This is a genomic window from Sphingobium sp. CR28, assembly GCF_052327305.1.
Taxonomy (GTDB): Bacteria; Pseudomonadota; Alphaproteobacteria; order Sphingomonadales; family Sphingomonadaceae; genus Sphingobium.
Window position 1 is genome coordinate 2,790,214 of record NZ_CP182486.1, and the last position, 25,675, is coordinate 2,815,888.

Annotated in this window: 25 protein-coding genes; 16 read left to right on the top strand and 9 right to left on the bottom strand. The window is 62.7% G+C overall.

Annotated features, from left to right (window positions below):
• Nucleotides 1–23: 23 nt before the first annotated feature.
• On the bottom strand, nucleotides 24–371 hold the full coding sequence (locus ACNAOH_RS13495; RefSeq protein WP_443970668.1) for a GntR family transcriptional regulator: 348 nt from the start codon (nucleotides 369–371) through the stop codon (nucleotides 24–26).
• Nucleotides 372–450: 79 nt separating this feature from the next.
• Nucleotides 451–1,026: a nitroreductase family protein gene (locus ACNAOH_RS13500; protein WP_443970669.1), complete on the bottom strand. Its 576-nt coding sequence runs from the start codon at nucleotides 1,024–1,026 to the stop codon at nucleotides 451–453.
• Nucleotides 1,027–1,170: 144 nt separating this feature from the next.
• Here ACNAOH_RS13500 and ACNAOH_RS13505 point away from each other — a divergent pair, with 144 nt between their 5' ends.
• The 15 genes from ACNAOH_RS13505 to ACNAOH_RS13575 all read left to right on the top strand — a co-directional run bounded on the left by ACNAOH_RS13505 (nucleotide 1,171) and on the right by ACNAOH_RS13575 (nucleotide 18,079).
• Nucleotides 1,171–2,697, top strand: coding sequence for a peptide MFS transporter (locus tag ACNAOH_RS13505; RefSeq protein WP_443970670.1), 1,527 nt, complete (start codon nucleotides 1,171–1,173; stop codon nucleotides 2,695–2,697).
• An 87-nt stretch (nucleotides 2,698–2,784) separates the two neighbouring features.
• Entirely contained in the window at nucleotides 2,785–4,125 is a 1,341-nt protein-coding gene (gene glmM / locus ACNAOH_RS13510; protein WP_443970671.1) for a phosphoglucosamine mutase, read from the top strand.
• Between the two features lie 219 nt (nucleotides 4,126–4,344).
• Nucleotides 4,345–4,572: a DUF1272 domain-containing protein gene (locus tag ACNAOH_RS13515; protein ID WP_443970672.1), complete on the top strand. Its 228-nt coding sequence runs from the start codon at nucleotides 4,345–4,347 to the stop codon at nucleotides 4,570–4,572.
• Nucleotides 4,573–4,633: 61 nt separating this feature from the next.
• Nucleotides 4,634–5,404: a bifunctional hydroxymethylpyrimidine kinase/phosphomethylpyrimidine kinase gene (thiD, locus tag ACNAOH_RS13520; RefSeq protein ID WP_443970673.1), complete on the top strand. Its 771-nt coding sequence runs from the start codon at nucleotides 4,634–4,636 to the stop codon at nucleotides 5,402–5,404.
• Nucleotides 5,401–5,994 (top strand): ribonuclease HII, encoded by a 594-nt coding sequence (locus ACNAOH_RS13525; protein WP_443970674.1) that lies wholly within the window; start codon nucleotides 5,401–5,403, stop codon nucleotides 5,992–5,994. Before thiD ends, ACNAOH_RS13525 begins: the two co-directional genes overlap by 4 nt.
• 222 nt (nucleotides 5,995–6,216) lie before the next feature.
• Nucleotides 6,217–7,359, top strand: a complete 1,143-nt coding sequence (locus ACNAOH_RS13530) for a site-specific DNA-methyltransferase (RefSeq protein ID WP_443970675.1) — start codon at nucleotides 6,217–6,219, stop codon at nucleotides 7,357–7,359.
• Between the two features lie 149 nt (nucleotides 7,360–7,508).
• Nucleotides 7,509–8,648, top strand: a complete 1,140-nt coding sequence (gene folP / locus ACNAOH_RS13535) for a dihydropteroate synthase (protein WP_443970676.1) — start codon at nucleotides 7,509–7,511, stop codon at nucleotides 8,646–8,648.
• A gap of 5 nt (nucleotides 8,649–8,653) precedes the next feature.
• A complete protein-coding gene (gene wecB / locus ACNAOH_RS13540; protein WP_443970677.1) occupies nucleotides 8,654–9,775 on the top strand; it encodes a non-hydrolyzing UDP-N-acetylglucosamine 2-epimerase in 1,122 nt (373 codons plus the stop codon).
• Between the two features lie 34 nt (nucleotides 9,776–9,809).
• Nucleotides 9,810–11,171 (top strand): exopolysaccharide biosynthesis polyprenyl glycosylphosphotransferase, encoded by a 1,362-nt coding sequence (locus ACNAOH_RS13545; protein ID WP_443970678.1) that lies wholly within the window; start codon nucleotides 9,810–9,812, stop codon nucleotides 11,169–11,171.
• Between the two features lie 12 nt (nucleotides 11,172–11,183).
• On the top strand, nucleotides 11,184–12,323 hold the full coding sequence (locus ACNAOH_RS13550) for a glycosyltransferase (RefSeq protein WP_443970679.1): 1,140 nt from the start codon (nucleotides 11,184–11,186) through the stop codon (nucleotides 12,321–12,323).
• A 33-nt stretch (nucleotides 12,324–12,356) separates the two neighbouring features.
• Nucleotides 12,357–13,097 carry a methyltransferase domain-containing protein gene (locus ACNAOH_RS13555; RefSeq protein WP_443970680.1) on the top strand — a complete coding sequence of 247 codons (741 nt, stop codon included), beginning with the start codon at nucleotides 12,357–12,359 and terminating at the stop codon, nucleotides 13,095–13,097.
• 6 nt (nucleotides 13,098–13,103) lie between these two features.
• On the top strand, nucleotides 13,104–14,408 hold the full coding sequence (locus tag ACNAOH_RS13560; RefSeq protein ID WP_443970681.1) for a hypothetical protein: 1,305 nt from the start codon (nucleotides 13,104–13,106) through the stop codon (nucleotides 14,406–14,408).
• Nucleotides 14,405–15,559: a glycosyltransferase family 4 protein gene (locus tag ACNAOH_RS13565; RefSeq protein WP_443970682.1), complete on the top strand. Its 1,155-nt coding sequence runs from the start codon at nucleotides 14,405–14,407 to the stop codon at nucleotides 15,557–15,559. The genes ACNAOH_RS13560 and ACNAOH_RS13565 overlap by 4 nt, the downstream gene beginning before the upstream one ends.
• Entirely contained in the window at nucleotides 15,556–16,326 is a 771-nt protein-coding gene (locus tag ACNAOH_RS13570; protein WP_443970683.1) for an FkbM family methyltransferase, read from the top strand. Before ACNAOH_RS13565 ends, ACNAOH_RS13570 begins: the two co-directional genes overlap by 4 nt.
• Complete coding sequence (locus ACNAOH_RS13575) at nucleotides 16,304–18,079, top strand: MFS transporter (RefSeq protein WP_443970684.1); 1,776 nt, start codon at nucleotides 16,304–16,306, stop codon at nucleotides 18,077–18,079. The genes ACNAOH_RS13570 and ACNAOH_RS13575 overlap by 23 nt, the downstream gene beginning before the upstream one ends.
• Nucleotides 18,080–18,085: 6 nt before the next feature.
• On the opposite strand, the gene ACNAOH_RS13580 is transcribed toward ACNAOH_RS13575, so the two are convergent.
• The 6 genes from ACNAOH_RS13580 to miaA all read right to left on the bottom strand — a co-directional run bounded on the left by ACNAOH_RS13580 (nucleotide 18,086) and on the right by miaA (nucleotide 23,637).
• On the bottom strand, nucleotides 18,086–18,715 hold the full coding sequence (locus ACNAOH_RS13580; RefSeq protein WP_443970685.1) for a YceI family protein: 630 nt from the start codon (nucleotides 18,713–18,715) through the stop codon (nucleotides 18,086–18,088).
• Nucleotides 18,716–18,887: 172 nt separating this feature from the next.
• Nucleotides 18,888–19,907 carry a ketol-acid reductoisomerase gene (ilvC, locus tag ACNAOH_RS13585; protein WP_443970686.1) on the bottom strand — a complete coding sequence of 340 codons (1,020 nt, stop codon included), beginning with the start codon at nucleotides 19,905–19,907 and terminating at the stop codon, nucleotides 18,888–18,890.
• 82 nt (nucleotides 19,908–19,989) lie between these two features.
• On the bottom strand, nucleotides 19,990–20,505 hold the full coding sequence (gene ilvN, locus ACNAOH_RS13590; protein WP_443972149.1) for an acetolactate synthase small subunit: 516 nt from the start codon (nucleotides 20,503–20,505) through the stop codon (nucleotides 19,990–19,992).
• 3 nt (nucleotides 20,506–20,508) lie between these two features.
• Nucleotides 20,509–20,868, bottom strand: coding sequence for a hypothetical protein (locus ACNAOH_RS13595; RefSeq protein WP_443970687.1), 360 nt, complete (start codon nucleotides 20,866–20,868; stop codon nucleotides 20,509–20,511).
• Nucleotides 20,868–22,613, bottom strand: coding sequence for a biosynthetic-type acetolactate synthase large subunit (gene ilvB, locus ACNAOH_RS13600; protein ID WP_443970688.1), 1,746 nt, complete (start codon nucleotides 22,611–22,613; stop codon nucleotides 20,868–20,870). Before ilvB ends, ACNAOH_RS13595 begins: the two co-directional genes overlap by 1 nt.
• Nucleotides 22,614–22,698: 85 nt before the next feature.
• Nucleotides 22,699–23,637 carry a tRNA (adenosine(37)-N6)-dimethylallyltransferase MiaA gene (gene miaA, locus ACNAOH_RS13605; RefSeq protein ID WP_443970689.1) on the bottom strand — a complete coding sequence of 313 codons (939 nt, stop codon included), beginning with the start codon at nucleotides 23,635–23,637 and terminating at the stop codon, nucleotides 22,699–22,701.
• 16 nt (nucleotides 23,638–23,653) lie between these two features.
• On the opposite strand from miaA, the gene serB reads away from it, so the two are divergent.
• Nucleotides 23,654–24,550 (top strand): phosphoserine phosphatase SerB, encoded by an 897-nt coding sequence (gene serB, locus ACNAOH_RS13610; protein WP_443970690.1) that lies wholly within the window; start codon nucleotides 23,654–23,656, stop codon nucleotides 24,548–24,550.
• A 5-nt stretch (nucleotides 24,551–24,555) separates the two neighbouring features.
• On the opposite strand, the gene ACNAOH_RS13615 is transcribed toward serB, so the two are convergent.
• Nucleotides 24,556–25,581, bottom strand: coding sequence for an SPOR domain-containing protein (locus ACNAOH_RS13615; RefSeq protein ID WP_443970691.1), 1,026 nt, complete (start codon nucleotides 25,579–25,581; stop codon nucleotides 24,556–24,558).
• Between the last annotated feature and the right edge of the window lie 94 nt (nucleotides 25,582–25,675).

The following is a 25,675-nucleotide window of genomic DNA, read 5'->3' on the forward strand; positions in this document are numbered from 1 at the left end:
GGAACGTTTGTCCTCGTTCGCGTTCAGGCTTCTTCCGTTTCGGCAAGGTCGCTCAGCGTAACGCCGACGCGCCGCATCTGATCGGCAACCGGTGGCCAGATTTGCGTGAGGAAGCGCTTTTTCTCCATCGTGCGAAGCCGGCGTGATGCGCCCTCGGCAACGAACATCCCCACGCCTCGACGAACGGCGATGAGATCCTCGTCCTGAAAGCTCTGATAGGCTTTGGCGACCGTCAGCGGGTTCGCACCCTGTTGCGCGGCAAAGGCACGGACCGAGGGGAGCATGTCGCCGTCGCCATAAGTGCCATCGAGGATGGAGCTGGCGATAATGTCGCGCAGGCGCAGATAAACGGGGCGGCTGTCGTCATGCATAGTGCATCAGTGCCATAATACAGCGAACCGCGCAATCGTTGCTTTGTCCCCGTCGTCTAAGAGCGGGGCAGGACGTGCGTCAGGCGCTCCAGACCGAGCAGATCTCGTTCAGCGTGGGGCGCGGCCGCTCCTCCAGATCCCGGCGGGGCGTACCGATGAAGACGAAGCCCGCGATCCGCTCATCTGGCCCACCAAAAGCGTCACGCACTGCCTCGCTATAGGCCGGCCACCCCGTGAGCCACCCGCCGGCGAAGCCCGCCGCATGAACTGCGTGCAACAGGTTCATCGTTGCCGCGCCGACCGACAATTCCTGTTCCCAGACCGGAATCTTGGAAGGGCGGGGGGCGAACATCACGACGACGAGAGCGGGCGCCTGCCGCGCAAACTGCTCCATCGCCTCGATCTCAAGGCGCCCGGCCTCCGGCTTTTCAGCTCGATATGCGGAGGTGAGCAGAGCGGCCAGCGCATCGCGCCGGTCCTCGGGGATGATGACGAACCGCCAGGGCGCAAGCTTGCCATGATCGGGCGTACGCGCGGCAATTGCCACCATATCCCGCAACTGCTCCAGCGCCGGCCCGGGCGCGACGAGGTCGCGCGGCTTGGCCGATCGGCGGCTGACGAGATAAGCGGCAAGGGAAGAGAGATTGTTAAACATGGCGCTTCAGTAACTTGTGGCCGCCCGTCCGCCAAGCGCTGCTCTGCGCAACATTGTTCTTCACACGCGCAAACAAATCTCTAGTTTCGCCCGATCAATGTGGCCCCGCCGGAGCTTAGGCGCGGCGCCCGGACAGGAGTCGATATGGCCACCATTCCCGCAATTGCGCTTGGCGCGCTTGTGGTGCTGCTTGTAGGCGGCGCCCTTGGCGTTTCGAGCAAAAAGCCTGAGTTTCTCGGGCACCCCAAGGGCCTTTACGTTCTGTTTTTCGCGGAAATGTGGGAGCGCTTTTCCTATTACGGCATGCGGGCGCTGCTCATCTTCTATCTTACCAAGCATTGGCTCTTTGCCGATGGGCAAGCGAACTTCATCTATGGCGCCTATACTGCCCTCGTCTACATCACGCCGGTGCTGGGCGGCTATCTGGCGGATCGCTACCTTGGCCAATATAAAGCCGTTCTGTTCGGCGCGCTGGTGCTCACAGCGGGCCATACGCTCATGGCCTTCGAGGGGACGGGCGGTCAGAGCGATCCCACGATCAATATCTTTTGGCTGGCGCTTGCCTGTATCGTGGTGGGCTCCGGCTTCCTGAAGGCCAATATCTCGGTGATCGTTGGCCAGCTTTACGGGCTCACCGATACCCGGCGGGACGGCGCCTATACGATCTTCTACATCGGCATCAACGTGGGCGGAGCATTGGGCGTCATTCTCGCCGGCTGGCTGGGCGAGACCTATGGCTGGAGCTACGGCTTTGGCGCGGCGGGCCTTGGTATGCTTCTGGGGGCTCTGGTTTTCGTGATCGGCAAACCATTGCTCAACGGCAATGGCGAACCTCCGATCGCGCTCTCAAAGGTTAGGGAATGGGCGATTTATGCCATCGGTCTGGCGTCGATCGCGATCATCTGGGTGCTCGTCCAGTATCAGGATGTCATTCAGGATCTTCTGCTCGTGTCCGGCATCGCGTTGCTCGGCTATGTGCTCTACTGCGCCTTTCGGCTGGAGCCCCATGCGCGAGACCGGATGTTCGCCATCCTCTTCCTGATCGCGCTCAACCCGATTTTCTGGGGCCTTTTTGAGCAGGCGGGGGGTAGCCTCAACCTATATACCGATCGCTACGTGGACCGCGGCGGCGTGCCGGCGTCGCTCTTCCAGTCGATCAATTCGCTCTACATCATCCTGCTTGGCTCGCTGTTCGCCTGGTTGTGGATTGCGTTGGGTAAGCGGGGGCTGGAGCCCTCAGCGCCAGCCAAGTTCGGCCTGGCCCTTGTGCAGGTCGGCGTCGGCTTTCTGGTCTTCGTCTGGGGCGCGCGGTCCGTAGGGCCGGATGCCCTGACCCCGGTATTCTTCGTTTTCATGATCTACCTGCTGCACACCACGGGCGAGCTGTGCCTCTCCCCCGTGGGCCTCTCCGCCATGAACAGGCTGGCGCCCAAGCATCTGGCGAGCCTCATCATGGGGGCATGGTTCTATATGACCGCCGTAGGCAACTTCGTGGCGGGCAAGATCGGCGAAGCAACCGGCGGCCATGACGGCGAGATGACCAAGGAGGCCACTCTTGCGATCTATTCGACGATTGGCTGGTGGACCGTGGCTGTCGCGGTTGTGGTCCTGATCGTATCGCCGCTCATCACGCGCTTGATGCATCTCGATACGCTCAAGGATGTGAAATAGCGCAAGGCGGTCAGTTGGCTGCAACTTCGCAAGGGGGAGGGCGTGCTCTCCTCCAAGCTTCCGAGTTCACGATCCAGGATGAAGTTCATGACCAGACGTTTTTTCGGCACGGACGGTATCCGTGGCCGCACCAACCACTCACCGATGACTGCCGAAATGGCGATGCGCGTGGGCATGGCCGCAGGGCGCCATTTTCTGCGCGGCCATCACCGCCATCGGGTCGTCATCGGCAAGGATACGCGTCTCTCGGGCTATATGATCGAGAATGCGCTGGTGGCGGGGTTCACCAGCGTGGGCATGGACGTGGTGCAGTTCGGCCCGATCCCGACTCCCGCCGTGGCGATGCTTGCTGCATCGATGCGGGCCGACCTGGGCGTCATGATCTCAGCCAGTCACAATCCCTATTATGACAATGGCATCAAGCTCTTCGGGCCAGATGGCTACAAGCTCTCGGATGAAGACGAGTTGCGGATCGAAGCGCTTATCGGCGGCGATGTTCCGCTCGCGGATTCCCCGGCGATCGGACGGGCAAGGCGCGTGGAGGATGGGCGCGGGCGCTATATCCACGCGGTCAAATCGACCTTTCCGTCGCATCTGCGGCTCGACGGTCTCAAGGTGGTGGTCGATTGCGCTAACGGCGCGGCCTACCAGACCGCTCCCGCCACGCTTTGGGAGCTTGGCGCGGAACTGGTGACGCTGGGCGTTGATCCCAATGGCACGAATATCAACGAAGCATGCGGATCGACCTCGCCGCAGCTCCTTCAGGAGACGGTCATTGCTTCAGGCGCAGACATCGGCATCGCGCTGGATGGCGACGCTGACCGGCTGATCCTCGTCGACGAGACCGGCACGATCATCGACGGCGATCAGATCATGGCATTGATCGGCTCGGACTGGGCGCGCCGCGGCGTCCTGCGGGGCGGAGCCGTCGTCGCCACGGTCATGTCCAATCTCGGCCTTGAGCGCATGCTCGAAGGGCAGGGCATCGGCCTTCTGCGCACGAAAGTGGGCGACCGCTACGTGCTGGAGGCAATGCGGCGGGGCGGACATAATGTGGGGGGCGAGCAATCCGGTCACATGATCCTCTCCGATTATGCCACCACAGGCGACGGCACGATCGCGGCGTTGCAGGTTCTTGCCGCGCTGGTGGAGAGCGGCAAACCCGCGAGCGAAGTGCTCCGGCAGTTCGAGCCGGTGCCGCAACTGCTGAAGAACGTCCGCTTCTCGGGTGGAAAGCCGCTGGAGACGCAGAGCGTTAAGGCAGTGATTGCCGATGCAGAGAAGGAGCTGGCCGGGAGCGGTCGTCTGGTGATCCGTCCCTCCGGTACCGAGCCGGTTATCCGTGTCATGGCCGAGGGCGACCGGGAGGAGCAGGTCAAGGCAGTGGTGGAGCGCATTTGCGCGGCGGTGGCCGAGGCGGCGGCCTGACGGCGTTTTCACGCTGTCCTACAATATGCCGTTCATGGAATGCTGATGCGATGATACTTCCGTGCCCTTCCCGCCGCGCGCGTTCTCTCTATGCGGCAGGTCCATTGGAAAGGCGGAAGTTGACAGAACGTAGCGTCAACTTTGGCAACTTCCGGGCGGTCCTTGCCAGACAGAGCCCAAACGAGCGGCGCGTGGCGCAAGACTATCAGGAGGTCATTCATGCTTGAAATGCGACCCGACTGCGAGCGCTGCGGCGTCGATCTGCCCGCCGATGAGGGTGGGGCGTTCATTTGTTCGTTCGAGTGCACGTTCTGCGCCGAATGCGCGGACGAACTCGATGAGATCTGTCCCAATTGCGGGGGCGAACTGATCGACCGTCCGGCCCGCGTCGGTGAAGCGCTCAAGCGCAATCCAGCATCGACGAAACGCCATTTCCGCAAAAACTGATCAAAAGGGTCATGCATCGGAGGCCTCGACTTGCTGTGCCCGTGACGGCAAAGGACTCTTTATGACCATCCCCCGCATCCTCATCATCGCCGGCTCGGACTCGGGCGGCGGTGCCGGCATCCAGGCGGACATCAAGACCGTGACCATGCTGGGCGGTCATGCGATGACGGCTATTACCGCGATCACGGCACAGAACACGCAGGGCGTCCAGGGCATTCACCTGATCCCGACCGAGATGGTGCTGCAGCAGATCGACAGCGTCGTGAGCGATATCGGCGTGGACGCTGTCAAGATTGGCATGATCGGCTCAGCGGAGACGGCGCTGGCGGTGGCGGAGCGGCTGGAAACGATCAATGCACCGCTCGTACTCGATCCTGTGATGGTTTCGACCAGCGGTGGCGCGCTGGCTGATGCCGCCGCGATTGAGGCTATGCACGCCCTCATGGATTGGGCTTTTCTCACCACACCAAATCTGCCCGAGCTTGAGGCGCTGGGTGGCGAAGCCGCCCTCACGGCACGCGGAGAGATCCTGCTCATAAAGGGCGGCCACCGCGACGGGCCGACCATCGTCGATCGACTGGTCGGGCTGGAAGGCGAGATTGCCCGCTGGGAGGATGAGCGGATCGACAGTGAAGACACGCATGGCACTGGCTGCACATTGGCCAGCGCGATCGCGACCGGACTGGGCGAGGGACTCGACCTGCCAGAAGCCATCGCCCGCGCCCGGCTGTTCGTCCGCGCGGCGATCGGGGCTGCTCCGGGCCTTGGTCTTGGTCATGGGCCGCTGGGGCATCAGGCGGTTGACGTGAATGCGCTGGGGCGCGTTCGATGATCGCAGGTGTCGATGAAGCCGGTCGCGGGCCACTTGCCGGCCCCGTGGTGGCGGCTGCGGTCGTGCTGTGTAAGCCACGGCCTTCGGGACTTGACGATTCCAAGAAGCTGACGCCCGAGCGCCGCGCAGTGCTGGAAGCCACGATCAAGCGCCGCTGTCAATGGGGTGTCGGCGTTGTCGAGGTGGCGGAGATCGACCGGCTCAACATTTTCGGCGCGACGATGCTCGCGATGACCCTCGCGGTGGAGGCGCTTTGCGCGAAGATCGGCTGCGATCCTTTGGAAGTGCTGATCGACGGTAATCTGACGCCGCAGGGCCGTCGCCCGGAGTGGCGCTGGGGCGCGCGAGCGATTGGCGGCGGGGACGCCATAGAGCCCTGCATCTCGGCTGCGTCGATCATTGCCAAGGAGCATCGCGACGCCCTGATGCGGCGGGCCGCGCTCGATCATCCCCAATATGGGTGGGATCGCAACAAGGGCTATGGCACGCCGGACCACCTCGCTGCCTTGCGCACCCATGGTCCCACTCCGCTGCATCGTCGCAGCTTCGCGCCGGTAGCCCAAATGGCCCTTCCGGGGCTCGTGGGCTGAGGGAAGAGAAAAAATTTCACTGCGTTCGTTCAGATGAGTCTTCAGAGCAACACCACAAGATATTGAGTCTCCGTGATTCTTCGCTCCACCATTTCTGGCGTGGGACTCGTTTCGTTCTCTGATCGCCTCGTGCCGCAATACCTCGCTCGCAAATCTTACCACGCTTGACGGCGGACTCCGCGGGACTCACCGTGGCCTGAGAAGATCAGGGAGTGTTTCTAAATGGGGGTTATCGAGCGGATTGGGGGCGCTGCTGTTCGCACTCGCGGCGCTGTTCAGCCGAAGGCGATCGTCGATCTGCCGCTGGATCAGCTGATCCGCGACGACTGTATTGCAGCGATGCGGGCCTTGCCTGATGCGTCGATCGACATGGTCTTCGCCGACCCGCCTTATAATCTCCAGCTTGGCGGCGATCTGAATCGGCCCGATGGCAGCCATGTCGACGCAGTCACCGACGACTGGGACAAGTTTGACAGCTTCGCGGCTTATGACAGCTTCACGCGGGCGTGGCTAGCCGAGGCGCGGCGTATCCTGAAGCCCGCCGGCACCATCTGGGTGATCGGCAGCTATCACAACATCTTCCGTGTCGGCACGGCAATGCAGGATGCAGGCTTCTGGATCCTGAACGACATCGTGTGGCGCAAGGCGAACCCGATGCCGAATTTCAAGGGCACGCGCTTCACCAATGCGCATGAGACGCTGATCTGGGCGAGCCAAGGCGAGAAGGCGCGCTACACATTCAACTATCGCTCGATGAAGACCTTGAACGACGAGTTGCAGATGCGGTCGGACTGGGTGCTGCCGATCTGCGGTGGGCAGGAAAGACTGAAGCGGGGTGGACATAAGGCGCACCCCACGCAGAAGCCGGAAGCGCTGCTCTACCGCGTGCTGCTTTCCTGCACCAAGCCCGGAGATGTGGTGCTTGATCCCTTCTTCGGGACTGGCACGACAGGCGCGGTCGCCCGCCGTCTTGGTCGTCGCTGGATCGGCATCGAGCGCGAGCCCGCTTATTGCGAGGTCGCGCTGGAAAGGATCGCGGCTGCGCTCCCCCTGGACGAGAGCGCGCTCGAAATCATGCAGTCGGCCAAGAGCCAGCCCCGCGTCGCGTTCGGCACGCTGGTGGAAACCGGCATGATCGCCGCAGGATCGGTCCTGACTGACGCCAAGCGGCGCTGGCAGGCACGGGTTCGCATCGACGGCTCGCTGGAATGTGGAACGGAGAAGGGGTCCATTCACCGTCTTGGCGCCACACTTCAGGGTGCACCCTCCTGCAATGGCTGGACATTCTGGCATCTTGAAAGCGAGGGGAAGCTCAGCCCGATCGATTCCGTCCGTCAGACATATTTGCTGGCGACCGAGCCATGAGACTTTCATTGTTTTTGCCGCGCCCCACACGCGGCAATAAGCCGGGGCGACGCCCGACCAATTGTCGCCCCGGCACGCTTCATCACGGATAGGCAAGGTCTAATGCGCATCGTGGCCATCCCTGCATCCGGCGAACGGAAGCGACTATTATGATGTCGTCCGCGCCTCCGGGGGATGTCCGGCTCTATCTTCGTCCCGTCTGGTTCATCGACTCACCTGTCGGTGTGGACGAGAGCGAGGTTATGCGGCTGGCCGGGACGCTGCTCTGGTTTCAGGCCGTCGAGGCACGCTGGGTCGGACCCGGCATTTCGAAGCGCGCGGTCGTTCCCTTGCGTGACGTGAAGGACTGGGTTGCAGCGCTACCCGATGTTCATGCCTCGCGCGCGCAAGTGCTGCTTGCCCGACTCAGCGCTCCTCGCCCCGCCATGAACATCTCTGCGCGGACCTTGCGGCTCGATACCCCGCAAGTGATGGGCATCCTCAACATGACACCCGACAGCTTCTCCGATGGTGGCAAGCACAGCGGCGACGCCGACGCGGCGGCGGACGCCGGTTTTGCAATGCATGTCGCGGGTGCGGGCATGATCGACGTAGGCGGGGAATCGACACGGCCTGGCGCTGAACCCGTCTGGGAAGGTGATGAGATTGCGCGGGTCGTGCCAGTGATCGAAAGGCTTGCCAAGGCAGACGTGATCGTCTCGGTGGATACGCGCAAGGCATCCGTTATGGAAGCGGCGCTGGCGGCGGGCGCCGGGATCGTCAACGACGTCTCCGGGCTTACCCATGATCCCCGAGCCATGGACGTCGTCGCAGCATCTGCTTGTCTCGTTGCCTTGATGCACAGCCCCTCTCCAGGCGAAGACCCTCATGGCGGGCGGACGGCCTATGCCGGACAGGCGGGCGCATGGCTCACCGGTGTCATCTTCGACTGGCTCGAAGCGCGGATAGAGGCGTGCGTAGCGGCAGGAATCGATCGCGCGCGGATCATCGTCGATCCGGGTATCGGCTTCGGAAAAGCCCTGGCGGACGACACCGCGATCATCAACACGCTCACCTTGTTCCATGGCCTTGGCGTGCCGCTGCTTTTCGGCGCAAGTCGCAAGCGTATCGTGGGCGCACTCTCCAACGAAGCGAAGGTGAGCGAACGGCTTGGCGGTTCGCTGGCTTTGGCCATGACCGCGTTTGGCGCCGGGGCGCAGATCGTCCGGGTTCACGATGTGCCGGAGACAGTGCAGGTCGCCCGTGTCTGGCGCGGCTTGCGCGACGCGGCACTCGTCGCGGTCGGCTAAGCTCCGTGAGGCGGATCGTCGCGGTTTTCGGTACCCGGCCGGAAGCGATCAAGATGTTCCCGGTGATACACGCATTGCGCGAAACACGAGGCCTTGAGACCAAGGTCTGTGTGACCGCGCAGCACCGGGAGATGCTCGATCAGGTGCTGGCTTTGGCGGATATTGCGCCGGATATCGATCTCGATGTCATGCAGCAGGGCCAGTCGCTCGATGACCTTACGGCGAGGATATTGACGGGGCTGGGTCGCGCTTTCGATGCGCTGCAGCCTGATTTCGTTCTGGTGCAGGGCGATACCACCACAGCGATGGCCGCAACCCTTGCGGCACATTACCGGCGAATTCCGGTCGCCCACATCGAGGCCGGCCTGCGCAGCGGCGACCTCTATCACCCTTGGCCCGAGGAAGCGAACCGGCGGATGATTGCCTGCGTCGCGGCGCTTCATTTCGCTCCCACTCATCAGGCAGGGCGGTCGCTGCTTGCCGAGGGGCGCGAGCCCGCCACCATTCATGTGACCGGCAACACCGTTATCGACGCATTGCTGTGGACACGTGATCGCGCGCAAGCCGAGCCAGAGTTGGCCCGGGCAATTCGGCCCGTCCTAGCCCGGTGCGAGGGACGGAAGATCGTCGCGGTCACGAGTCATCGCCGGGAGAATTTCGGCGATGGCGTGGCAGCCATTGGCGGCGCGATTCTGGATATTGCCGGACGAGGGGACGTGGACATCATTTTTCCCGTCCACCCAAATCCGAACGTGAGTGGTCCAATGCGCGCTCTGCTTGCCCATGCGAACAATGTCCATCTCGTTGACCCGCTCGATTATCCAGCTTTCGTGGCACTTCTGGATGCCTCTCATCTTGTGCTCACCGATAGCGGCGGAGTGCAGGAGGAGGCGCCCGGTCTCGGCAAGCCGGTGCTGGTAATGCGTGAGACAACGGAGCGTCCCGAGGGCATCGAGGCGGGGACGGCCATTCTGGTCGGCGCGGATCGTCAGCGCATCCGCACTGCCGTGACGACGCTGCTGGACGATGAGCAGGCCCATGCGAGAATGGCGCGCGCGCATAATCCCTATGGAGATGGTCATGCCGCGCGCCGCATCGCGCAGATCATCGCTGGAATGGGGCATTGACGGCGCTTCACGGTGAGCCTAGCGCGCTTGGCCGATGATCGCCCGTCCCGCGCCATCCAAGGAAGCGGCGCGACTGCGCCTTTACGCCATAAGCATCGTCATCGACATTGCGGTGATCGGATGTGGCTTCGCGCTCGCGAACCTTATTGTGCTCGGCGATTGGCTGGGTGAGCCCGGCAAGCCTCACGGGCTGGTCATGGCGGCGATGATTGCGCCGGTCTATGTCCTCATTGCCCTCAACGGCGGGGTCTATGGCATCCGGATGATCGGCAACCGGCGGGCAAGCGCGGTGCGGGCGATATGGTCGCTGGCGCAAGCCGCCATGCTCATGGTCATCATCGTCTATCTCGGCAAGATCGCCGATCAGCTCTCGCGCCTCACCTTCGTCGCTGGTTTGGCTATCAGCGGAGCGGGCCTCTATGTCGCGCGGCTCTTCGTCGAACGGCTTGCTCTGTGGCTCGTGGGTGAAGTGCCTCATGTCACCGTGCTGATGGTCGATGGCGTGACCGTCGACAGGCCTGCGCACGCACATGTTATGGACGCCGCAGCGATCGGCTTTGATCCAACGGATCGCAATGCGGAGATGGCGGCGCGTCTTGCTAGGGCGATCGGTTCGGCGGAGCGCGTGGTGGTTGCGTGCCCACCGGAGCGGATGGAGGACTGGCGGGTCGCTCTCACCGCGCTCTCCGCGAAGGGCGAGATATTGGTGCCGGAGATGCGGCGGTTTGCACCCGCGAAAGTGAGCGTGTTCGAGGATCATCCCACTCTCGTAGTCGCCGGAGGGCCGATGGGCCTTCGCGACCGCATTGTGAAGCGGGCTCTGGATGTCGTTATCAGCCTTGCGGCGATCATTCTTCTTTCGCCGCTTCTGATTGGCGGGGCGATCGCGGTGCGGCTCTCGGGGTCGGGACCGATCCTGTTCCGCCAGCCGCGTATCGGCAAGGACGCCCATCCGTTCATGATCTTCAAGTTCCGCACGATGCACGCGGGCCGCACGGATCTCCTCGCTGATAAGCTGACCGAGCGCGACGATCCCCGTGTCACGCGGATCGGCGCATTCCTGCGACGAACGAGCATCGACGAGTTGCCGCAGCTCTTTAACGTGCTGCTGGGAGACATGAGCATTGTGGGACCGCGCCCCCATGCCGCTGCCGCCAAAGCTGCAGATACGCTCTATTGGGACGTCGATGATCGCTATTGGGCTCGGCACTGCATAAAGCCGGGCATGACGGGGCTTGCGCAGGTGCGGGGTCATCGCGGGCCAACGGACCGGCACGAGGATCTGGTCAACCGGCTTCAGTCCGATCTCGAATATGTCACCAACTGGTCGATCTGGCGTGATCTGCGCATCATCGTAGCCACTCTGGGCGTGCTGGGGCACGACAATGCGTTCTAGGCGGGCTCGACCATGACAGGCATCGATCTCGCGCTCGCCATCTGCGCGGTCCTGTGCGGGCTGCTGCTTGTCTGGCCGTTTGTCATCTATCCGCTGATCCTGCGAATGCTCCCGGTGCGACCGGTCGCCGCTGGCCCGCAGTTAGCGCGGCTCAGCGCGACCTTGCTCTTCTGTGCTTTTAACGAGGCGGCTTCACTCCCGGCCAAAATCGTGAATCTGCGGGCGCTCAAGGCCCGGCACCCCGAACTGTCCATCCTTGCTTATGACGATGGGTCGAGCGATGACACCGGCGCTCTGCTCTCGCAGGCCAGCGACGTGCTGACGCTGGTGCCGGGGCCGGGGCGCACGGGCAAGGCGCATGGCATGAAGAAAATGGCCGCCATGGCGACGAGCGATATTCTGATCTTCACCGATGCTAATGTGTTGTTGGATGACGACGTGCTGGACCGGTTGCTGCCTTATTATGCCGACCCGGATGTCGGGGGCGTCCTCGGGTCGCTACGCTATCATGGTGTGGACGCAAGCGCCTCGGCGGGCATCGGCGCGCTGTACTGGCGCCTGGAGGAGCATCTCAAGGATCTGGAGAGCCGCAACGGCAACGTAATGGGGGCGGACGGATCGATCTTCTCAGTGCGTCGCGGGCTTTACCCGGATTTTCCGGACGATGTGCTCGACGACCTTACTGTATCGATGAATGTCGTCTTCGCCGGAAAGCGCCTTATCAAGGCGAATGACGTCATCGCACGAGAAGCGATGGTGGCAGATCGCCAGGATGAATATCGCCGCAAGATCCGGATCGCGGCGAGAGCCTGGCGCACGCATCGATATTTGCGCGCTAATCTGCGCGAGATGAGTGCGCTCGATCGCTTCAAATATACCTCCCGCAAGCTCGTCCGCTGGTTCGGTGCCGTCTGGCTGGCTGTGGGAGCGCTCGCTATCCTGACGCTGGCGTGGCGCTGGAATCCCTTTGCGGCGATGAGCCTTGTCGCCGGGGGCATGCTTCTGTTTCTCGCCGGCCTCACCATGCGGCGTGGCCCAACGGCAGCGATCGTCGATATGTTCCTCGCTTATGTTGCCACGGCGCAGGGCATTTGGACAGCGATGCGTGGCGCCAATTTCACGACCTGGCAGCCCGCCAAGTCGCGCAAGTAGCTTTCCGGGGTAACTCTTGTATAGCTCGCGGCCGTGATAACCCTGAAACGCATATCCAAGGCACTGGGCAAGCATGCCACCCGTAGCCTGCTGAAAGCACGCGCTGCGCTGGGCGCGCGCGCGGAGCGCTATTGCCCGGCATGTGACAGCGGCATAGTCGGCTTCTTCCGTTATGGCGATGAGCGCGAATGGGGCTGCCCGAAATGTGGCGCCAGCCCGCGTGAGCGACTGATGCACGCGCTCCTCGATGCAGGGCGCATCGCCGTGCCGGCAGGCGCCGCCGTGCTGCATTGCGCGCCGAACGAAGCGAGCCTCGTCCGTCGATTTTATCAGAGCGCCGCCGACTATGTGCCGGCCGATATCGACCCCGCACGATACACGGTGTCGGGCATGCAAAAGCTCGACCTCATGTCGATGACCGACGAAGAGCGCTTCGATGTCATCTACGCCAGCCATGTCATGGAGCATGTGCCGGATGATGCGGTGGTTCTGCGTAATATCCGCGCGGCATTGCGGCCTAACGGAGAAGCCTGGCTGATCGTTCCTCTCTGGGAGAAGCCCAGTGAGGATGGCCCGCCCGATCTGTCCGGCAAGGAGCGCGAGCGCAGATTTGGCCAGTGGGACCATGTTCGCCAATATGGCCGGGACTTCGCCGACCGCATTCGGTCTGCCGGTCTGGAGGTCGAACTGATCGACGCCCGGATGTTGCCCGCGTCCGACGTCGCCCGGATGGCGCTCGCTGACACGCTCTTCCGCGCGCGACGCGCCGTCTGACCGCGCATGGCGAGGTGGCTGGACGCACTGCAACAGCTCGAACGGAAACGCGGCTGGCTAGGCATGGCGAAGCTCGCCAATGTGGCGCTCGCGATGCTTTGGGGATTCGTGGTTACGTTCGTGTTCGTGCGGGTTCTTCCGCTCGCTGATTTCCGCGCGTTCCTCCTCCTCGTCGCTTTCGCCAATTTTACAGTGTCCGCCGAGTTCGGATTCTCCACGATCATCTACGCGCGGTTGCGCCGCCATCTCATCACCCGCGAAGGCACTTTCCGCAGTGAAGAGGTTGGCGTGTTGCTCGCCTTCATGCTGGGCGTGATCCTGCTGGGCGGAATGTTGCTGCTGCTCGCCATGAGGGCCGGGCTCATCACCACGGGCCGACCCGCGCTGTTTATCGCATTTTATGGCGTGGCCGCGATGAACCTCGTGGCGCTGCTGGCGAAGCGCGCTCTGGCGGCGCTGGATCATAATCTGTGGTGGGAAGGGCTGGATCTCATTCGTCGCGTAAGCGGCATAGCCCTCTTGCTGGGCGCCCTCGCGGGACTTTCGATCTTTACGAGTGTCATTGCGCAACTGCTGGTCGCGGCGGTTTGTGTGCTGATTGGTCTCGCTACGGTTCATCGCGCCTTGCGTCTGCCAGTGGGGCACTGGTTCGCCTGGCGTGCGGGCGGCCGGCATGTCCGGCAGCATTATCTCGCCGATATTGGCCGGACGATGCTGCTGACGGTCAGCGACATTGCCGCATATAACGCCCCCTATTTCACGATCGCTGCCGCAACCAAGGATGTCCGCCCGCTGTTGGTTTTCGACTTTATCTTCAAGATGTCGCGCGCAGTCTCGGGGATCATCAGAGCGCTGGTGGAGACGGCGATGCCCGCGATAACCCGCTCCCTTCATGTCCATGACGCGGCGAGGTTTTCTGCCTCTTTGCGGCGCGTACTGAAAAAATCGGTGGCCGTAGCGGCCTTACTCGCTCTCTTGATCGTGGCGGCCGGAGACCCTCTCTCGTCAGTATTGTTCGATCGTCAGGCGGTTCTGGGGAGCGTCGAGCTGGCGATCGTCGCGTTGCTCCTGCTTGGTCTCGCGCCCATCTGCGTTTCTGTCTATGTTCAGACCGGCTTGGCCCGCTTCGCCCCTTTGCTAACACCGTCCTTCGCGCTGCTCGCCGGTAGTCTCCTCAGCGTGCCATCTGCGCTTCTGCTCTCGTCCACCTTCGGCTGGCCGTTCACGCTTGCTTTCGCGGCATTTTACGCCGGGGTTCATCTGGTTCTGGGCTTTGTCCATTTCCATCTCGTCGTGCGGATCACGCCATGAGAGTCACCATGGTCGACCCGTCGCTCTTCACCGGGCGCTATGATGACGGGCTTTGCACGGCCCTTGCCGATCAACAGCATGAGGTCACGCTGCTGGGCAGGCCACTCCGACCAACGGACGCCATCACTCCGGCCAATTATCGCTATCAGCCGCGCTTCTTCCGTTTGGGCGAGACGTTGCGGGGCCGAATGGGGGAGGGGAAAGCGGGGCAGCTCGCCAAAGCCGCGACCTACATGGTCGATGCGACCCTGGGCTCGCTTGAGGCTTTCGGGCGCGACATCGTCCATTTCCAATGGCTCCCGTTCGCACGAGCAGACACATTCTGGCTGCATCGGCTCGCCGGGCGCGCCACGATGGTCCACACCGTCCACAACGCGACACCCTTTCACGGCAGCGTGACTGCGCAGGGGCGGGGCTATCACGCTCTGCTCAAACGTTTCGATGCTTTGATCGTGCATGGCGATCAGACTAGGGACGCCTTAACCCGGGTAGGGCTCGACGGGGCGCGCATTCATGTCGTCCCGCATCCGCCCATGGCGCTCGCGGAGGCGACAACGGCAGATCTGGCGGCGGTGCCCGAGCCGCTCGAGGATATCCCGCGCATTCTCTTCTTTGGTACCATCCGTCCGTACAAGGGGCTGGACCTGCTGGTTGAGGCAGCGATCGAGCTCTGGCGAGAAGGGCTTTCGTTCGAGCTTGCGATTGCCGGCAAGCCGTTCAGCGATATTACGGGCCTCATTGGGGCGGTACGCTCAGCGGGCTTTGGGCATCGGCTGGTCACTGACCTTGCTTTTCTTTCGGAAGGACGCCTCGACGCCCATCTTCGCCGTGCGGACATCGTCGCTTTTCCCTATCGCGCAATTGATTCGAGCGGTGCGTTTCTTTCGGCGCTTCGCTATGGCGCGGCGATGATTACGAGTGATGCAGGCATGTTCGGTGAATTAAAGGCTTCTGGAGTGACGCGCTTCCCGGTGGGAAATGCGAAGAGATTGGCAGAGGGGTTACGCTCCCTCGTTGAAAGCAAGGCGCAGCGACGCGCTGCGGGCGAACAGGCGCTTGAACTTCTGGCTACCCTTCCGGGATGGGAGAATGCCGCGCGCATGACGGCGGACGTCTATCGCACGGCTCGGGCCGCAGGAGCGCGCGCATGAACTGGCCACGCTACCGTCGGGAACTGCGGGATCGGCTGCTCGCGACGCGCCTCGGGTTGATGGGGCGCCAGCATCAATATGGCGAGATCGTCGCGCTGCACCGCTTCATAAATCATTTCGAGATCGACTGCGTGGTCGATGTCGGCGCGAACGCGGGACAATATGCCACGATGCTCCGCAAGGATATCGGCTTCACGGGCACGATCGTGTCCTTCGAGCCCAATCCGGAGATTTTTTCCGCGCTCGCGGCCAAGGCTTTGCCCGATCCCAAATGGCAGGTGCAGAATGTTGCGCTGACCGATCATGACGGAACAGCCAATTTCAACATCATGGCAGCCGATCAGTTCAGTTCGCTCAACCGGCCAAGCGAGGGGCTTGAACCCATTTTTGCCGAGCGGAACCGGGTCGAGAAGAGCGTCACGGTCAGCTGCCGCCGGCTCGACGGCGTTATGAATGAGCTGGAAGCCCTGCGTTCGGCGCGATCGGTCCTGCTGAAGCTGGATACGCAGGGTCACGACGCGGCGGTTTGTGCAGGCGCCGGCGCCGTGCTCGCCAACTTTACGGGCGTGCAGACCGAGCTGGCGGTTCGTCCGCTTTATGCGGGCAGTGTAGACTACCGGCAGATGATCGCCGCGCTGGAAGAGTTCGGCTTCGTTCCCAGCGCCTTTTTCCCCAACACAAAGGGGCATTTCCCACTGATGGTGGAGATGGACGGCTTATTCGTGCGGCGTGATCTGGCCGGTGATGGCAACATCCCCCTCGTCTGAGTCGCTGCTCGGGCGGTGGCGCCTGTGGGCCGCGCTCCTGCTGAGTGCGGTCATGATCGCCGGGTGGGATGCGCTGACCTGGTATCGCCGCGTTGATCAGGTGCGCGGTTTTTGGGTCGGTGAATATCTTTTCGCCAGACAGGATCTATGGGTTCTCGGTGCCTACGCACTCACGCTTCTAGGGCTGGGTGTGTGGACGATGGTCGTGCGGGCGCCGGGGTCAGTGCCCAAGATCCCGAAAGCCGCGCCCGTCATCGTGAGTGTCGCTGCCCTTGCGGCTCTTATCCTCGCATGGCTGGGACGAGACCTGATTTTCCACGGATATAGCCCCTCGCGCGATGAGATCATGGTCGAGCTGGCCAGCGCTTATTTCGCGCAGGGCAAGGTGGGCTGGCCGATCCCGGCGGAATGGATGCCGTTTCACCGGGCTCTGATGCCGGAGTTCTACAGTCCCTACGGCGCCAATACGCACTGGACGTCCATCTACTTGCCCGTTCACGCCGCGATCACGGCGTTGTTCCGTCGCCTGGGAGATGCGGCGCTGACTGGACCGGCTATGCTCGGATTGGGTCTGATCCTGTTATGGCGGATCAGTAACCGGCTTTTCCGCGAGCGGATGGACGCGCGTCTGGTTGTGATGGTGATGGCGCTGACCTCCGCGCAACTCATCGTCACCGCAATGACTCCTTATGCGATGACTAGCCACTTCACGTTCAATCTCCTGTGGCTGGCGCTCGTCCTTCGGGATCGGCCATGGAGCCACGCATTGGCGGTGTTGGTCGCGGTCGCCGCGGCAGGCTTGCATCAGTGGCATTTCCCCCTGCTGTTCATCGGCCCTTTCATCCTGTGGATGCTGCTTCGCCGCCAATGGATGGCAGCCCTCGTCCACATCGCCTCCTTCGCACTCATCATGCTGGTCTGGGCGAAGCTCTGGCCCATGGCGCTCGCCGGCTTGGTTGGCCCGCCGCCGCCGACCGACGCCCATCGCACGGCCGGAATTGCAGCGAAGATCACCAGTCTTTTCGGCCGCATGGATGGCTGGCAGCCACTCATCAATACCGCGCGCTTATTCGCCTGGAATAATCTCGTTCTGCTGCCTCTGGTCCTGCTCGCGCCATTCGCCGTGACATGGCGGCCCCTTATGTTCCGCTTCTTTCGCGATCCGCCGATCATTCTCCCGCTGCTGCTGGGTGTTGTCGCCGGGCTGCTTTTTTCGATCTATCAGGGCTATGGCTGGGGCTTTCGCTATATGCACGGGCAGATCGGCCCGCTCTGCCTGCTTGCCGGCTTCGGCTGGATCGCGGCGGAAAAGGTCAGATCGAGATCTGCCCGTGAAGTGGTCATCGTCGGGACAGCGGTCTCTCTGCTCGCGGGCTTTTGGCTTGTGCGCGATACCGAGCGCTATGTGCGCGGCTTCGCGCGTTCGATGGCGGCCATGCGTGCCGCGGATGCCGATGTCGTCCTGGTGGACTTAAGGGGCGGTTTCTATCTGAATGACTTCGTCCGGTTCGACGACGGGATACTCAGGCGGCCGGCCATTATGGGCCTCCATATGCTCTCTCTCGCGCAACTCGATGCGCTTTGTGCGACAAAACAGGTGGCGATTGCGGACAAGGCGCTGTTCTGGCCGCTCGGCGTCCATCCGGTCCGGGCGCGCTTCTCGGAAACGCCGAGGATAGAGGCCAGGCGCGCGCATCTTGCCTCGATCGGGTGCGGCAGGCCGGTGCTTGCCGCACCGGCCCGCGCGAAATAGCCCGCCTTACTTCTGGAAGGCGGCGGCGATCTTCAGCTTCACTTCGTCGCCAATGGCGGGAATCCCGAAGCCAATGCCGAACTCGCTACGCTTGAGCGTGCCGGTGGCGGAGAACCCGATATTCTCCTTGCCGTTCATGCCCTTGCCGGCGCCGTAGAATTTCGCCTGCAGCGTCACCGGCTTGGTCACGCCATTCAGCGTCAGATTGCCTTCGATGGTGGCATTCTGGCCGCTGGGCGTCACCTTGGTGGAGACGAACTTGGCGTCTGCCGGAGCCGCACCGAAAAAGTCGGGGGACTTGCCGGCGTCGGCGGGCTTGAGAAGATGCTGGGTCAGGCGGGCGCTGACCGTGACGACCTTCGAGACGGGAATGGTCACATCCACCTTAGCGGCGGCCGGGTTCTTCGGGTCGAGCTGAAGAGTGCCGGTGATCTCGCCGAAGAGACCGAAATAGGGCGAGAAGCCGAGATGATCGAGTTCCCACTCGACGAGCGTGTGGCCGGAATCGGCGGTATAGGCGCCGCCGGTGATGGCAGCGGGGTTGGGCGAACCGGGAACTTGGGCAACCAGCATGGTGGCGGCACCCAAGGCACCGACGGTAGCTGTGGTGAGAACGGCGAAGACGCTTCTACGCATGAGATTCTCCTGCGATCGTGACGATGGCGAATGGAGGTCTAGCGTCTGGCGGCAAGAGCGCAATGCGCATAGCGCGATAATATCGAACATCTATTGCAGCCGCGTTGAAAAGCATCGCCGTTCATGCGCGGCCGCTCCCCGGCGATATGCTCGCCGGGGAGAGCCTGTCAGATCAGTTCTTTTCCTGGTCGACCAGCTTGTTGGCGCTGATCCAGGGCATCATGGCGCGCAGCTTGGAGCCCGTCTCCTCGATGGCGTGACGCTTCGCCGCGACGCGGCTAGCCTTCAGCTCCGGCTGGCCTGCGCGGTTGTCGAGCACGAAGTCCTTTACGAAGCGGCCCGACTGGATGTCGGCGAGCACGCGCTTCATTTCCTTCTTGGTCTCTTCGGTGATGATGCGCGGGCCGGTCTTGATGTCACCATATTCGGCGGTGTTCGAGATGGAGTAGCGCATGTTGGCGATGCCGCCCTCATACATCAGGTCGACGATCAGCTTTAGCTCATGCAGGCACTCGAAATAGGCCATTTCCGGAGCGTAGCCCGCTTCGACCAGCGTTTCGAAGCCCGCCTGAACCAGCGCCGTCGCGCCGCCGCAGAGCACAGCCTGCTCGCCGAACAGGTCGGTCTCGCACTCTTCGCGGAAATTGGTCTGGATGATGCCGGAGCGGCCGCCACCGACCGCCGAGGCGTAAGACAGGGCGAGGTCATGCGCATTGCCGCTGGAATCCTGATGGACCGCGATCAGGCAGGGCACGCCGCCGCCCTTCAGATATTCGCCGCGCACGGTGTGGCCGGGGCCCTTGGGAGCGATCATGATCACGTCCACGTCCGTCGGCGGCTCGATGAGGCCGAAGTGAACATTGAGGCCGTGGGCGAAGGCAAGCGCGGCACCGGGACGCAGACTGCCCTTGATGTCGTTCTCGTAGATCGCGGCCTGATGCTCGTCGGGTGCGAGGATCATCAGGAGGTCGGCCCACTTGGCGGCTTCGCTGTTGGCGAGCACCTTGAAGCCGGCGCCTTCCGCCTTCTTCGCCGAAGCCGAGCCAGGGCGCAGCGCGATGGCGACTTCCGCGACGCCGCTGTCGCGCAGATTCTGCGCATGGGCATGACCCTGGCTGCCATAGCCGAGGATGGCGACCTTCTTGCCCTTGATGAGGCCGATATCGGCGTCGCGATCGTAATAAACCCGCATGTCTCTTCCCTATCTATAGCCAAAATGGAGGCGGCGACCGAAGGCCGCGCGCCGTGGAAACCCTATTAAAATCCCAATTAGTTCAAACCGGCTCCTTGCCGCGAACCATGCCGACCACACCGGTGCGGCCCACTTCGACAAAACCGACCTGGCGCATAAGCGCCACGAAGCTGTCGATCTTTTCCGTCGTGCCTGTGATCTCGAAAATGAAGCTCTCGATCGTGCTGTCGACTGGCTTGGCGCGAAATGCATCTGCCAGGCGAAGCGCCTCAATCCGGCTCTCGCCGGTTCCGGCGACTTTCACCAGCGCCAGCTCCCGTTCCACATAGGGGCCGACCTCGGTCAGATCGACGACCTTGTGCACCGGAACCAGCCGGTCCAGCTGCGCGATGATCTGGTCGATCACCTTGGGTGGGCCGCTGGTGACGATGGTGATGCGGCTGATCTTATGATCTTCCGTTATGTCGGCGACGGTCAGGCTCGCGATGTTGTAACCGCGCGCCGTGAACATGCCCGCGATGCGTGCCAATATGCCCGCCTCGTTCTCGACCGTGATCGATAGCACATGCCGTTCGCTTGCTTCTTCGCGAATGTGCATCACTCAATAATCCTCATCATCACTGTCGCTCTTCTTCTCATCCGGCTCGGCCGGCTGCACGGAAAGCATGCCTGTCATGGCGAAATGCCATCCGTCCGATGTGCGGTGCGCAATGCGCACGGGAAAGCCGGTGAACGTGTCGAAAACGCGCGAAAGATGTTCTCCCACATATCGCGGCGCCACCAGCAGCATGTCATACTCGGATCGGTTGAAGCTGAACCAGCCTTCCAGATCGATAACCCATTCGTCTCGCTCGGTATCGTGATGGTCCGTGGTTTCCCCAAAGAGATCGGTCACGCCGTTCTCCCGCTCGAAATCGAACGGCTCGCTCACATGAACGCGGAGGCGGACCGGCTCCCGCATCAGACCAGCGCCTTGGCCTCGTCGTCCATCGTGCCGGAGACCTGACTGGGGTCCAGCAGCATCTCGGTATGCGCAGCACCCGACGGGATCATCGGGAAGCAGTTCGAGAGCTTGGCGACCCGACAGTCGACGAGCACTGGCCCGTCATGCGCGATCATCTCCTGAATGCCCGGAACGAGTTCCTGCGGTCCTTCGATGCGGATGCCCTTCCAGCCATAGGCCTCGGCGAGTTTCACGAAGTCGGGCAGGCTGTCCGAATAACTGTTCGAGTAGCGGCTCTCATAGGTCAGTTCCTGCCACTGGCGGACCATGCCCATATACTCGTTATTGAGGATGAAGACCTTGACCGGCAGGCGATACTGGGTCGCGGTGCCCAGCTCCTGAATGTTCATCTGGATCGAGGCGTCACCGGCAATGCAGATGACCAGGCTGTCCGGGTTCGCCACCTGCGCGCCAATCGCCGCCGGAAAGCCATAGCCCATCGTGCCGAGTCCGCCGCTCGTCAGCCACTTGTTCGGCTCATCGAAGTGGAAGTGCTGCGCAGCCCACATCTGGTGCTGGCCTACCTCGGTGGTGATGATGACGTCCTTGTTCCGGGTTGCGGCGAAAATCTCGGCCACGGCGCGCTGCGGCATGATCTCGGTGCCGCCCTCGGCATAGTCGAGGCTCTTGCGCGCGCGCCAGCCTTCGACGCGGGACCACCATTCGGAAAGATCCCGGCTCTTGAAGCCGCGCTTCTCAAGTTCGGCGATGATCGCGATGAGAGCCCGGCCGCTGTCGGCGACGACGGGAATATCGACGTCGACCGTCTTATTGATCGAGCTGCGATCGATATCGACATGCACTTTCTTGCTGGTGGGCGAGAAGGCGTCGAGGCGGCCGGTAACGCGATCGTCAAAGCGCGCGCCGATGCATAATATGAGATCGGCCTTATTCATCGCCATATTGGCTTCATAAGTGCCGTGCATGCCCAGCATGCCGAGCCACTGCGACGAGGAGGCAGGGAAAGCGCCGAGCCCCATCAGCGTGGACGTGACGGGGCAGCCGATCATCGTCGCCAGCCGGCGCAACTCCTCGCTTGCCGCCGGGCCGCCATTGATGACGCCCCCGCCAGTATAGAGGATGGGGCGATCCGACTGCATGATGAGATCGACGGTCGCGGAAATCGCGGCTGGATCGGGCTCGATCTGAGGACGATAGCTTTTGTGCGCAATCGGCTCCGGCTTCTCGAACGGCGCGGTGGCGATCTGGACATTCTTGGGAATATCGATGACGACTGGGCCGGGGCGACCCGTGGTTGCGATATGGAACGCCTCATGGACGACGCCAGCCAGCTTGGCCGGGTCCTTCACCAGATAGTTATGCTTGGTGCAGTGCCGCGTGATGCCAACGGTGTCGGCCTCCTGAAACGCGTCTGTTCCTATGAGCTGCGTCGGAACCTGCCCGGTGATGACAATCATCGGGATGGAATCGAGCAGTGCGTCGGTGATGCCGGTGACGGCATTCGTCGCGCCGGGGCCGGACGTGACCAGGACAACGCCCGGCTTGCCGGTAGAGCGCGCATAGCCCTCGGCCATATGCGTTGCGCCCTGCTCGTGCCGGACGAGGATGTGCTTGATCTTCGGATGCTCGAAGATGGCATCGTAGATCGGCAGCACCGCGCCGCCCGGATAACCGAAGACGGTGTCGACACCCAGGTCGATCAGGCACTGGACCAGTATGTCGGCGCCACTCAGCTCAGACACGAAAAAGACTCCCAAAATCAAGCAGCCGCGCCATGCGTCATTGCCTGCGCGGTGACAAGGCGTCGCCCATATTTGTCATAATATGCTATGTCAACATGTTTTGAAGAAATTTAATTACAAGATCGACTTCATTCTCGTCATTTACTGGCGAAGGCCATCGGGGCCATTCCGCAGGAGGCTGGTTGTTGAACCAGGTATATTGCCGCTTGGCGTAGCGGCGGGTGGCGATTTGAGCGCGCTCGATCATGGTCGCCCGATCCGTCAGTCCGTCGAGCCAGTCGCAGATTTCCAGAACGCCGATGGCCCTCATGACGGGCAGTCCGGGGTCGACATTGCGGGAGCGCAGTCGTTGGACTTCTTCGACTGCGCCTTGGTCCAGCATGGAGCAGAACCGCGCATCGCATCGCGCGACAAGCCAGTCCCGTGGCGGAAGGAGGATCAGCGGATGAAGGCGGATTTCGTCGCCGATGCCTCCGGTCAGCTGCGACTGCCAGTCTGCCAGCGTCCTGCCCGTCGACCGGACAACTTCGAGAGCACGGGCGACCCGCGTGGTGTCGGCGGGGTTCAGCCGTGCCGCAGCCGCCGGATCTTCGCTTGTGAGCGCTGAATAGGCGGCGGAGACGGAGAGGGCGCGCACCCTCTCTCTTACATCAAGGTCAATATCCGGGACCGGTGCGATACCATCGATCAAGGTCCGCAGATACAGGCCGGTGCCGCCGACGAGAATGGGCAGACGGCCGCTCGTATGGGCCGCGCCTATCTCGCTGCGGGCATCAGCCGCCCAGGCCGCTGCCGAGCACGCTTGCGCGCCGTCGATATAGCCGAACAGCCGGTGCGGCGCCTGCGCCGCTTCTTCCGGGGAGGGGCGGGCGGAAAGCACAGTCAGATCGGCATAGACCTGGCTCGCGTCGGCATTGATGACCACACCATCCGCCGCTTTGGCCAGCGCGAGCGCCACTGCGCTCTTGCCGCTCGCGGTTGGCCCGGCAATAAGCGCGACCGGCGGCCGGGTCGGTCGGGGCATGGAGATAGTATCTGAAATGGCGATCGAACTTGGCATGGTGGCGACCTTAGTCGCCCATGACGGTCTAGGGCAGGGGGAAGTGAGTGCTGCGCGTGATGCGCTGGCAGATGCCGGGCTCGCGCCACTGTCTCCGGTCTGGATTGAAGCGGGCGAAGCCGTCGAGATCGGCTTTTCCGGTGATGGGACGAAGGCCCGCACTGCGCTCAATAATGCCGGCCTTGCGGCGGATCATCTGGTGGTTCCGCTGGAGGCGCGCTCCTGCGGGCTATTCGTGGCGGACATGGATTCGACGATGATCACGGTCGAGTGCATCGACGAACTGGCCGATTATGCGGGTCTCAAGGCCCAGATTGCCGATGTGACCGAACGGGCGATGCGCGGCGAACTGGACTTTGCCGAGGCGCTGCATGGCCGGGTCGCGCTGCTGAAGGGATTGGGCGAAGCAGTGATCGATCAGTGCCGCGCCGAGCGCGTGCGGCTGATGCCTGGCGCCAAGACGCTAGTGCGGACGCTGCGGAGCCGGGGCGCTTACACCTTGCTGGTTTCCGGCGGCTTCGTGCCCTTCGCTCAGCCAGTCGCCGAAGAAATCGGTTTCGATCGCGCCTTGGCGAACATCCTGCATGTCGAAAGCGGAGGGCTCACCGGGACAGTGGGAACGCCAATCGTCGATGCGCAGCGGAAAAAGTCGGAACTGCTTGCCGAGACAGACCGACTGGCGATTGCCTCCGGCCGGACGATTGCCATTGGAGACGGCGCCAACGACATCCCGATGATTGAGGCCGCCGGGTTTGGCATTGCCTATCACGCCAAGCCCAAGGCGCGCGCGGCCGCAGATGCGGCAATCGAGCGCGGCGACCTCTCAGTATTGCTCCATGCGCTCGGGATTCCTCGCGCTGACTGGGTCGTCGACTGAGGAGATCAGGGCATCCTGGCCATGCAATCACTGCCAGCGGCCTTGATATGCACGCAAAGGGCCGTGGCCTCTGATGAACTGGCGAGCGGCCCTGCCTGAAGTCGAGTCATGCCGCCGCTCTCGATCAGGAACGGCTGCAGGTTGGAGAGACCGGCAACGCGTGACGAAAGCGTTTTCCAGAGCGCTTCGGCCCGGCCCTGCTGCGCGAATGCGCCGAGTTGCACTCGCCAGCGTCCGCCGGGAGAAGCTTTGGTCTGCTGAACGGCGATGGCGGGAGATGGTGGCGGAGGCGAGGGTGCCGGTGTCGGAATTGGCGCTAGGGCGACAGGTCTGGGCGGGAGCGATCCAGCCGGGGGTGATGCAGTTGGAGCAAGATTAGGCGCCAAAGCACTGGCCATAGTCGTTGGTGTCGCTGACCCCCGCCCTGTTGAGGATGCTGCTGGCGGAGTAGGCGCAGCTGGGGTTGCCGGCGGTCCGTTCATCGTAGCTGCCAGTGAGAGGCCCCGCCGCCGCTGATCTTCCGGCACATAATCGTCCATCTGCTTGAGACTGTCTGTTGCTTGCGACAGGCGAGCCCGAGCCGCAGCCGTCATCATGGCATAGGCGCGCACCCAGTCCTGCGGCACGAGGTCGCCGTTAAAAAGGGCCGTCCCGTAGATATATTGCGCGCGCGGCTCTCCTCGCTCTGCCGACGCGCGGATAAGTAGTATGGCTTCGTCTCGGCGCCCTTGCTGGAAAAGAAGCAGGCCGTAATTGTCCGTCGCGCGGATATGGCCCTGATCATGCGCACGGCGATACCAGTCCAGCGCGGCGGGTAAATCCGTGGCGACGCCGCGCCCCAGCTTATAGGCTTGCCCCATGTTGAACTGCGCGTCCGCGTCTCCGGCAAGCGCAAGAGGTCGCCATTCGTTGACTGCCCGGTCGAAATCACCGTCAGCCCATGCGTCGACACCGGCTTTCACATCCGCGAGTGCAGCCTGCGGCGCCAGCAACACGCAGGCGAGGACTGCAAGAACGGTCGCGATCTTCATGCGTGTCAAAAGCTCCTATCGGCAAACTGAGGCGGCACCGGCTTAGGTCATCACACGGGCCTATGAGAATAAGGTTAATGTGATCTTAGCATCT